The organism is Streptomyces sp. NPDC059456, from assembly GCF_042750055.1.
In the GTDB taxonomy this organism is placed as follows: domain Bacteria; phylum Actinomycetota; class Actinomycetes; order Streptomycetales; family Streptomycetaceae; genus Streptomyces.
In genome coordinates this window covers 1-9,517 of record NZ_JBHYVA010000302.1, presented here as the reverse complement: position 1 = coordinate 9,517, position 9,517 = coordinate 1, and the positions used below count along the sequence as shown (strand labels likewise).

7 protein-coding genes are annotated in these 9,517 nt (G+C 72.1%); all 7 read left to right on the top strand.

The features are described from left to right. The coding region (locus ACFXA3_RS24215; protein ID WP_385190026.1) for a methionine synthase at positions 1 to 955 on the top strand (955 nt) is incomplete at its 5' end. Positions 956 to 986: 31 nt separating this feature from the next. Continuing rightward, positions 987 to 3,200, top strand: a complete 2,214-nt coding sequence (ligA, locus tag ACFXA3_RS24210; RefSeq protein ID WP_385190024.1) for an NAD-dependent DNA ligase LigA — start codon at positions 987 to 989, stop codon at positions 3,198 to 3,200. A gap of 356 nt (positions 3,201 to 3,556) precedes the next feature. Next, entirely contained in the window at positions 3,557 to 5,755 is a 2,199-nt protein-coding gene (locus tag ACFXA3_RS24205) for a putative bifunctional diguanylate cyclase/phosphodiesterase (protein WP_385190022.1), read from the top strand. Between the two features lie 111 nt (positions 5,756 to 5,866). Continuing rightward, a complete protein-coding gene (gene gatC / locus ACFXA3_RS24200) occupies positions 5,867 to 6,163 on the top strand; it encodes an Asp-tRNA(Asn)/Glu-tRNA(Gln) amidotransferase subunit GatC (protein WP_010984178.1) in 297 nt (98 codons plus the stop codon). A gap of 5 nt (positions 6,164 to 6,168) precedes the next feature. Continuing rightward, positions 6,169 to 7,665 carry an Asp-tRNA(Asn)/Glu-tRNA(Gln) amidotransferase subunit GatA gene (gene gatA, locus ACFXA3_RS24195; RefSeq protein ID WP_385190020.1) on the top strand — a complete coding sequence of 499 codons (1,497 nt, stop codon included), beginning with the start codon at positions 6,169 to 6,171 and terminating at the stop codon, positions 7,663 to 7,665. Then, the gene (locus ACFXA3_RS24190) at positions 7,662 to 7,907 is read left to right on the top strand and encodes a hypothetical protein (protein WP_385190017.1); all 246 of its coding nucleotides are present in this window, start codon (positions 7,662 to 7,664) and stop codon (positions 7,905 to 7,907) included. Before gatA ends, ACFXA3_RS24190 begins: the two co-directional genes overlap by 4 nt. Before the next feature lie 16 nt (positions 7,908 to 7,923). After that, the gene (gatB, locus tag ACFXA3_RS24185; protein WP_385190014.1) at positions 7,924 to 9,435 is read left to right on the top strand and encodes an Asp-tRNA(Asn)/Glu-tRNA(Gln) amidotransferase subunit GatB; all 1,512 of its coding nucleotides are present in this window, start codon (positions 7,924 to 7,926) and stop codon (positions 9,433 to 9,435) included. The last annotated feature ends 82 nt before the right edge of the window (positions 9,436 to 9,517 follow it).

Sequence of the window (9,517 nt, the reverse complement as noted above, 5' to 3'; positions counted from 1 at the left end):
CCGGCGCGGGGGCGCCGCCGGGGGGGCCCCAAAGACCCCCCCGGGGACCTTCGAGGAGTTCCCGTACCTCCCCGAACTGCCCGCCCGCGGACCGGGCGCGGACATGATCGGCCGTTCCCTCGGGCTGCTCGTCGACCTGTACGCCCACGTCGAGCCCAGCGGCTGGCGGATCAGCGACCGGCCCGGCCGGGACACCCGGCGCGCCCGGTCCTGGCTCGGCGAGGACCTCGACGCCCTGGAGGAGTTCACCCAGGGGTACGAGGGGAAGCTCAAGGTCCAGGCCGTCGGTCCGTGGACGCTGGCCACCGCCCTGGAACTGCACGGCGGCGAGGCCGTGCTCCAGGACGCCGGTGCCTGCCGCGACCTGGCCGGATCGCTCGCCGAAGGCCTGCGCGACCACCTCGCCGACGTGCGGCGGCGCATCCCCGGCGCCGAGATCGTGCTCCAGTTCGACGAGCCGTCCCTGACCGCGGTGCTGCTGGGCCGCGTCCGGTCCGCGTCCAAGTACCGGACGTACCGGGCGGTGGACCGGCAGGTCGTCGAGGCCACCCTGCGCGAGCTGTTCGCCGTCCACGACGGGGAGGTCGTGGTCCACTCCTGCGCCCCCGGGGGGCCCTTCGGGCTGCTGCGGCGGGCCGGCGCCACCGGTGTGTCGTTCGATTTCTCGTTGCTCACCGAGCGCGAGGACGACGCCCTCGGCGAGACCGTCGAAGGGGGCGTGAAACTCTTCGCCGGAGTGGTACCGGGCACCGACGCCCCATTGTCGGACCCTGCCGGTAGCGTCATGGGTGTCAGGGAGCTTTGGCGCAGGCTGGGGCTGGCTCCGGGGACTCTCGCCGAGTCCGTCGTGGTCACCCCGGCGTGGGGTCTGGCGGGCGCCTCGCCCGCCTACGCCCGCGCGGCGCAGGCGCACTGCGCCAGGGCGGCGAAGTCGCTCGCCGACAACCCTGAGTGACGAAACAGTCGGGCCACGGGAGGACAAGGGCATGGCAGCCGAACAGAAGCAGGCCGGCGACGGCACGGCCGCACCGGCGGCGGTGCGCGAGCAGCACGGGCTGCTGGCCGAGCAGGTCGAGGAGCACCGCTTCCGGTACTACGTGAACGACCAGCCGGTCGTCAGCGACGCCGAGTTCGACACGCTGCTGCGCTCGCTGGAGGCGCTGGAGGAGCAGTACCCGGAGCTGCGCACGCCCGATTCGCCCACCCAGAAGGTGGCCGGGGCGTACGCGACGGACTTCGCGTCCGTCGAGCACCGCGAGCGCATGCTGTCCCTCGACAACGCCTTCGACGACGAGGAGTTGGCGGCCTGGGCCGAGCGGGTGGCCCGGGACGTCAACACCCCCGATTTCCACTACCTGTGCGAGCTGAAGGTGGACGGCCTCGCCGTCAACCTCACCTACGAGAAGGGCCGCCTGACCCGGGCGGCCACCCGTGGCGACGGCCGCACCGGCGAGGACATCACCCCCAACGTGCGCACCATCGCGGACATCCCGGACCGCCTCAAGGGCGACCGGATCCCCGATCTCGTCGAGATCCGCGGCGAGGTCTTCTTTCCGATGGAGAAGTTCGAGGAGCTCAACGCCCGGCTCGTCGAGGCCGGCGACAAGCCGTTCGCCAACCCGCGCAACGCGGCCGCCGGTTCGCTGCGCCAGAAGGACCCGAAGGTCACCGCGACCCGCCCGCTGCACATGGTGGTGCACGGCATCGGCGCCCGCCAGGGCTTCGACATCGACAAGCTGAGCCACGCGTACGAGCTGCTCGGCGAGTGGGGCCTGCCCACGGCCCGGCACAACAAGGCGGTGTCCACCCTCGCGGAGGTCCGCGCGTTCATCGCCCACTTCGGCGAGAACCGGCACTCCGTCGAGCACGAGATCGACGGCGTCGTCGTCAAGCTCGACGAGATCCCGCTCCAGGGCCGCCTGGGGTCCACGGCGCGGGCCCCGCGCTGGGCCATCGCCTGGAAGTACGCGCCCGAAGAGGTCAACAGCAAGCTGATCGACATCAAGGTCGGCGTCGGCCGCACCGGTCGCGTGACCCCGTACGCGCAGGTGGAGCCGGTGACGGTGGCCGGCTCCGAGGTCGAGTTCGCGACGCTGCACAACCAGGAGGTCGTCAAGGCCAAGGGCGTGCTCATCGGGGACACCGTCGTCCTGCGCAAGGCCGGCGACGTCATCCCCGAGATCCTCGGCCCGGTGGCGGACCTGCGCGACGGCACCGAGCGGGAGTTCGTCATGCCGGCCGAGTGCCCCGAGTGCGGGACGGCGCTGCGGCCGATGAAGGAGGGCGACATCGACCTCCGCTGCCCCAACGCACGGACCTGCCCGGCCCAGTTGCGCGAGCGGCTGTTCTACCTGGCCGGCCGCCAGTGCCTGGACATCGAGAACTTCGGCGCGGTGGCCGCGGCCGCGCTCACCAACCCGCTGGAGCCGGCCGAGCCCCCCATGCGCGACGAGGGCGACCTGTTCGGCCTCACCATCGAGCAGCTGCTGCCCATCAAGGCGTACGTCCTGGACGGCGACAGCGGGCTGCCCAAGCACGACCCGAAGACCGGCGAGGAGAAGATCGTCACGGTCTTCGCCAACCAGAAGGGCGAGCCGAAGAAGAACGCCCTGGCCATGCTGGAGAACATCGCGGCCGCCAAGGACCGCCCCCTGGCCCGCTTCATCAACGGCCTGTCGATCCGTCACGTGGGCCCCGTCGCCGCGGAGACCCTGGCCCGCGAGTTCCGCTCGATCGAGCGGATCGAGCAGGCCACCGAGGAGGAGCTCGCCGCGACCGAGGGCGTCGGGCCCATCATCGCGGCGGCGGTCAAGGAATGGTTCGCCGTCGACTGGCACCAGGAAATCCTGCGCAAGTGGCGGGCGGCCGGGGTGCGGATGGAGGAGGAGGGTTCCGGCGAGGAGGAGGGGCCGCGCCCGCTGGAGGGCCTGACCGTCGTCGTCACCGGCACTTTGCAGAGCCACACCCGGGACGGTGCGAAGGAGGCCCTGCAGAGCCGCGGGGCCAAGGTGACCGGATCCGTCTCGAAGAAGACCTCCTTCGTCGTGGTCGGTGAGAACCCGGGCTCCAAGTACGACAAGGCCGTGCAGCTGAAACTGGCCATCCTCGACGACGCGGGTTTCGCGGTCCTCCTCGAACAGGGCCCCGACGCGGCCCGCGAGGCGGCGCTCCCGCTGGACGACGGCGGCGCGACGGAGTAGCGAAGGCGAACGGATGCGTGGCATGCGGCCGTACGGGCGGGCGCACGCCAGGCGCAACGCCCGGTGGTAAAAGGCCGGTACAGGGCTGTTCGCAGGGCGGTGACCTGTCGGATCATCGGACGGGTGACCCGGGGGTCCTGGTCCCAACTCACCCGTTCGGCGGATACCGTACTGATGAGGATGGCCGGGGCGCATTCGGGCAACCGCCGCCGACCGCTGCCCCTGGGAGCCTCTCGCGTCCTACTGTTGAGGGGGGCGCCTGTCGTGCACGGCTGCGTGATGCGCTTCCGGCCGTGATGGCATGACATCGGGGCCATCGCGTGGCATCGGCATTGCCGGCTGTGAGAGGGACGGGCATGAAACCCACCGAAAGCGCCGACCCGTCACCTGATGTCGGCGGGGAGATCCCGTCCATGCGGACGGGCCGGCTCGGCGTCCTGGGACCCAGGACGCCGGACACCCGCCCGCTCGACGGCGGCACGGGACCGGGACGGGCGGCGCAGCGCACCGTGCTGCCCCTCGTCGTCGTGGGCCTGTCCGCCGTCGTCCTCGCGGCCGGCATCGTCTCCGCGCTGAGCGGCCGTCACGCCCTGTTCCCCGGCGGCCCGGTCGGCTGGGCGCTCGCCCTGCTGACCGGCATCATCGTCGGCCACCTCGTCGCGCTGGGCCGCGACCGCTGGTGGGGCGGCACCGGATCGGGCGCGGCCCTCACCCTCGGCGTGCTCGTCCTCTACGGGTGGGTGCCCGCGGGACTCGTCTCGCTCGCGGTGGTCTCCCTCGTCGGAGCCGCGCGCCGGCACCGCTGGCGGCAGGGGCTGCTGCACGGCGCCACCGACATCCTCGGCATCGGCGCGGGCGCCCTCGTCCTGGCCGCGTTCGGCCAGGCGCCGACCGTGGAGAGCCCGTGGCGGCCCACCACCTGGGGGCTGGAGGCGGCCCCCGAGATCGTCCTGGTGGCCCTCGCCTACCTGCTGGTCACCAAGGTGCTGCTGTGGCTCGCGCTGACCCCGCGCGGCGGGGCCCTGCCCACCGTCGCCCGCACGGCACTGCTGCGGCAGGCCTTAGTCGCCGTCGCCCTGCTCGGCATCGCCCCGCTGATCTGCGTCGTCGCCGTGACGCAGCCGGTGCTGCTGCCGCTGTTCGCCGTACCGCTGATCGCGCTGGACTCCACCCTGTGGATCGCCCGGGCCCGGGCCGAGGAGCAGCTGCGCGATCCGCTGACGGGCCTGCCGAACCGGCAGTGGCTGCTGGAGCGGGCGTGGTCCGCCCTGGACGAGGCTGAACGTTTGGGCACCCGGTCGGCTCTCGTGCTGATCGACCTGGACCGGTTCCGCGCGGTCAACGACACGCTCGGCCACCTCGCCGGGGACCGGCTGCTGCTCCAGATCGCCGACCGGCTGCGCCAGGCCCTGCCCCAGGACGCCGAGGCCGCGCGCCTCGGCGGCGACGAGTTCGCCGTACTGCTGCCCGTCGCCGACTCCACCACCAGCGCCCAGCGGGTCGCCCGCCACCTCGTCGCCGAGCTGAGCTCGCCCCTGGACCTGGACGGCCTCACCCTCGTCCTGGAGGCCAGCGCCGGCCTCGCCGTCTTCCCCGACCACGCGCTGGACGCGGAGGGGCTGCTGCGCCGCGCCGACGTCGCCATGTACCAGGCGAAGCGGGACCGCACCGGCGTGGAGGTGTACGAGTCCAAGCGGGACAGCAACACCCCCGACCGGCTCGGCCTGCTCGGCGATCTGCGCCGCGCCCTCGACGCCGGTGAAGTGGAACTCCACTACCAGCCCAAGGTCCGCTTCGACGGCCAGGTCGCCGGGCTCGAAGCCCTGGTGCGCTGGGTGCATCCGGAGCGCGGCCGCGTGTCGCCGGACGAGTTCATCGCGATCGCCGAGACCTCGGGGCTGATGCCCCACCTCACCGAGTACGTGCTGGAGACGGCCCTCGCCCAGGTGGCGCGCTGGCGCGCCCAGGGCCTCAAGGTCCCGGTGGCCGTCAACGTCTCGCCGCGCGACGTCCACACGCCCGGCTTCGCCGGCGCGGTCGCGGCCCGGCTGGCCCGGCACGGGGTCCCCGCCAGCGGCCTCCAGCTGGAAATAACGGAACACGTCCTGCTGGAGGACCCGCAGCGGGCCGCCGACACCATGGCGGGCCTGACCGGCCACGGCGTGAAGATGTCGCTCGACGACTTCGGCACGGGCTACTCCTCCCTGGTCCACCTGAGGCGGCTGCCGGTCAGCGAGCTGAAGATCGACCGCTCGTTCGTGGCGCGGCTCGCCGTGGACGCCCAGGACGCGGAGATCGTCCGCTGCACCGTCGACCTGGCGCACTCGCTCGGGCTGCTCGTCGTCGCCGAGGGCGTGGAGGACGACGAGACCTGGGAGCGCCTGCGCGACCTGGGCTGCGACGCCGTCCAGGGCTGGCTCGTCGCGGCCGCCATGCCCCCGCAGGAGGCCACGGCCTGGCTGCTGGCCCGCGGCGAGCGCGGCTGGCGCCGCCCGGCGGACATCACGGCGGAACTGGCGGCCTCCCCGGCCCCGGCGGAGACCCCGGCCCAGTAGCCGGCGCCGGGTCCGGGGGACCCCCGGGGGAAACGGTTTCACGGGTCCGGGGCCCGGCCCCATAGGATTGGGCACGAAACTACACACTCACCACCCCCAGAGGATCGCTGCATGCCTGGCATCACGCGCGAGGAGGTTGCCCACCTCGCTCGGCTGGCACGTCTGGAGCTCAAGGCCGAAGAGCTGGACCACTTCGCCGGACAGCTCGACGACATCATCGGCGCGGTCGCCCGCGTTTCCGAGGTCGCCGACCAAGACGTCCCGCCGACCTCCCACCCGCTGCCGCTGACGAACGTCATGCGCGCGGACGAGGTCCGACCGTCGCTCACCCCCGAGCAGGCGCTTTCCGGCGCTCCCGCCCAGGAGCAGCAGCGTTTCAAGGTGCCGCAGATCCTGGGGGAGGACTAACCACCATGACCGACCAGATCATCAAGCTCACGGCCGCGCAGACCGCCGAGAAGATCGCCTCCGGCGAGCTCACGGCCGTCCAGGTCACCGAGGCCCACCTGGCCCGCATCGACGCGACCGACGAGAAGGTGCACGCCTTCCTGCACGTCGACCGCGAGGGTGCCCTCGCCCAGGCGCGCGCCGTCGACGCCAAGCGCGAGCGCGGCGAGAAGCTGGGCCCGCTGGCCGGCGTCCCGCTCGCCCTCAAGGACATCTTCACCACCGTCGGGGTCCCGACCACCGTCGGTTCGAAGATCCTCGAAGGCTGGATCCCGCCGTACGACGCCACCCTGACGCGCAAGCTGAAGGAAGCCGACGTCGTCATCCTCGGCAAGACCAACATGGACGAGTTCGCCATGGGGTCCTCCACCGAGAACAGCGCGTACGGGCCCACCGGCAACCCCTGGGACCTCACCCGCATCCCCGGCGGCTCCGGCGGCGGCTCCGCGGCCGCCCTGGCCGCCTTCCAGGCCCCGCTCGCCATCGGCACGGACACGGGCGGCTCCATCCGCCAGCCCGCCTCCGTCACCGGCACGGTCGGCGTGAAGCCCACGTACGGCGGCGTCTCGCGCTACGGCATGGTCGCCTTCTCCTCCTCCCTCGACCAGGGCGGGCCGTGCGCCCGTACGGTCCTGGACGCGGCGCTGCTGCACGAGGTCATCGCGGGCCACGACCCGATGGACTCCACCTCCATCGACGCCCCGGTCCCGCCGGTCGTCGAGGCGGCCCGCAACGGCTCCGTCGCCGGCATGCGGATCGGCGTCGTCAAGCAGTTCGCCGGCGAGGGCTACCAGGCTGGCGTCGTCCAGCGCTTCAACGAGTCCGTCGAGCTCCTCAAGGAGCTGGGCGCGGAGATCGTCGAGCTGGACTGCCCCTCCTTCGACCTCGCGATGGCCGCGTACTACCTGATCGCGCCGTCCGAGTGCTCCTCGAACCTGGCCCGCTTCGACGCCATGCGCTACGGCCTGCGCATCGGCGACGACGGCACCAAGTCCGCCGAGGACGTCACCGCGCTCACCCGCGAAGCCGGCTTCGGCGACGAGGTCAAGCGCCGCATCATCCTGGGTACGTACGCGCTGAGCTCCGGCTACTACGACGCGTACTACGGCTCCGCCCAGAAGGTCCGCACGCTCATCACCCAGGACTTCGAGAAGTCCTTCGAGCAGGTCGACGTGATCGTCTCCCCGACCACGCCCACCACCGCGTTCGCGATCGGCGAGCGCACCGACGACCCGCTCGCTATGTACCTCGCGGACCTGTGCACCATCCCGACCAACCTGGCCGGCAACTCCGCCATGTCGCTGCCCTGCGGCCTGGCCCCGGAGGACGGTCTCCCGGTCGGCCTGCAGATCATCGCCCCCGCCATGAAGGACGACCGCCTGTACAAGGTCGGTGCCGCCGTCGAGGCCGCCTTCGTCGCGCGCTGGGGTCACCCGCTGCTTGAGGAGGCTCCGTCGCTGTGAGTTCGAGTGCGCTGTCCAAGGCCAAGGGCTTCAAGAAGTCCAAGTCCGGTACGTACCTGTCGATCGGCACCACCGCCTTCGGTGCCATCAGCGTGATCAAGCAGGCCCGCAAGGCCCGCACCGAGCACGACGTGCTGAAGCTCGTCGACGCCGCCGTGTCCGCCGCCGCCATCGTCACCGGCCTCGCGATCCTGTACCGCGAGCTGAGGCGCCTCGGCGACGACGACGTCCTGCTGGGCTGAGAGGGAAAGTTTCACCGTGACCACCTTCACCGAACTGCTGTCGTACGAGGACGCTCTCGCCTCGTTCGACCCCGTCATGGGCCTCGAGGTCCATGTCGAGCTCGGCACCAGGACCAAGATGTTCTGCGGCTGCTCGACCGAGCTGGGCGCCGAGCCCAACTCACAGACCTGCCCCACCTGCCTCGGTCTGCCCGGCTCGCTGCCCGTCGTCAACGCGATCGGCGTCGAGTCGGCCATCAAGATCGGCCTCGCGCTGAACTGCGAGATCGCCGAGTGGTGCCGCTTCGCCCGGAAGAACTACTTCTATCCGGACATGCCGAAGAACTTCCAGACCTCCCAGTACGACGAGCCGATCGCCTTCAACGGCTACCTCGACGTCCAGCTGGAGGACGGCGAGATCTTCCGCGTGGAGATCGAGCGCGCCCACATGGAGGAGGACACCGGCAAGTCGCTGCACGTCGGCGGCGCCACCGGCCGTATCCACGGCGCGTCCCACTCCCTGCTGGACTACAACCGCGCCGGCATCCCGCTCATCGAGATCGTCACCAAGCCGATCGAGGGCGCGGGCGTACGGGCCCCCGAGGTCGCCAAGGCGTACGTCGCCGAGCTGCGCGAGGTCATCAAGGCCCTCGGCGTCTCCGAGGCCCGCATGGACAAGGGCCAGATGCGCTGCGACGTGAACCTGTCGCTGCGCCCGACCCCCGAGTCCGAGTTCGGCACCCGCAGCGAGACGAAGAACGTCAACTCGCTGCGCTCCGTCGAGCGCGCCGCCCGCTTCGAGATCCAGCGCCACGCGGCGGTGCTGTCGTCCGGCGGCTCGATCGTGCAGGAGACCCGGCACTTCCACGAGGAGGACGGCTCCACCACCGCCGGCCGCATCAAGGACAACGCCGAGGACTACCGGTACTTCCCGGAGCCCGACCTGGTCCCCGTCGCCCCCGCCCGGGACTGGGTCGAGGAGTTGCGCGCCGGTCTGCCCGAGATGCCGCGCGTGCGCCGCAACCGGCTCCGCGAGGAGTGGGGCGTCAGCGAGCACGACATGCAGTCGATCCTCAACGCGGGCGCGGTGGACTCCATCGTCGCCACCATCGAGGAGGGCGCCGACTCGACCGCCGCGCGCAAGTGGTGGATGGGCGAGCTGGCCCGCAACGCCAACGAGCAGGGCGTCGTCGTCGACGAGCTGCCGATCACCCCGGCGCAGGTCGCGCGCGTCGCGGCCCTGGTCGCGGCCGGCGAGCTGAACGACAAGCTGGCCCGCCAGGTGCTGGAGGGCGTCCTCGGCGGCGAGGGCACCCCGGACGAGGTCGTCGAGAAGCGCGGCCTGAAGGTCGTCTCGGACGAGGGCGCGCTCGGCGCGGCCGTCGACGAGGCCATCGCGGGCAACGCGGCCATCGCCGACAAGATCCGCGGCGGCAAGATCGCGGCCGTCGGCGCCCTGGTCGGGGCGGTCATGAAGACCACCCGCGGCCAGGCCGACGCGGCCCGCGTCAAGGAGCTCATCCTGGAGCGCCTGGGCGTCTCCGAGTAGCACCCCGCGTACGACGGCGGGCCCGCGCCGGGTCAGCGGGGGGGGGGCGCCCGGGGGGCGGGGCGGGGCCCCGCGGCCCGGG

Bases quoted from the DNA above. Each gene is read 5' to 3' on its own strand.
- ligA (WP_385190024.1), top strand. From the start codon at position 987: ATGGCAGCCGAACAGAAGCAGGCCGGCGACGGCACGGCCGCACCGGCG.
- ACFXA3_RS24205 (WP_385190022.1), top strand. From the start codon at position 3,557: ATGAAACCCACCGAAAGCGCCGACCCGTCACCTGATGTCGGCGGGGAG.
- gatC (WP_010984178.1), top strand. From the start codon at position 5,867: ATGCCTGGCATCACGCGCGAGGAGGTTGCCCACCTCGCTCGGCTGGCA.
- gatA (WP_385190020.1), top strand. From the start codon at position 6,169: ATGACCGACCAGATCATCAAGCTCACGGCCGCGCAGACCGCCGAGAAG.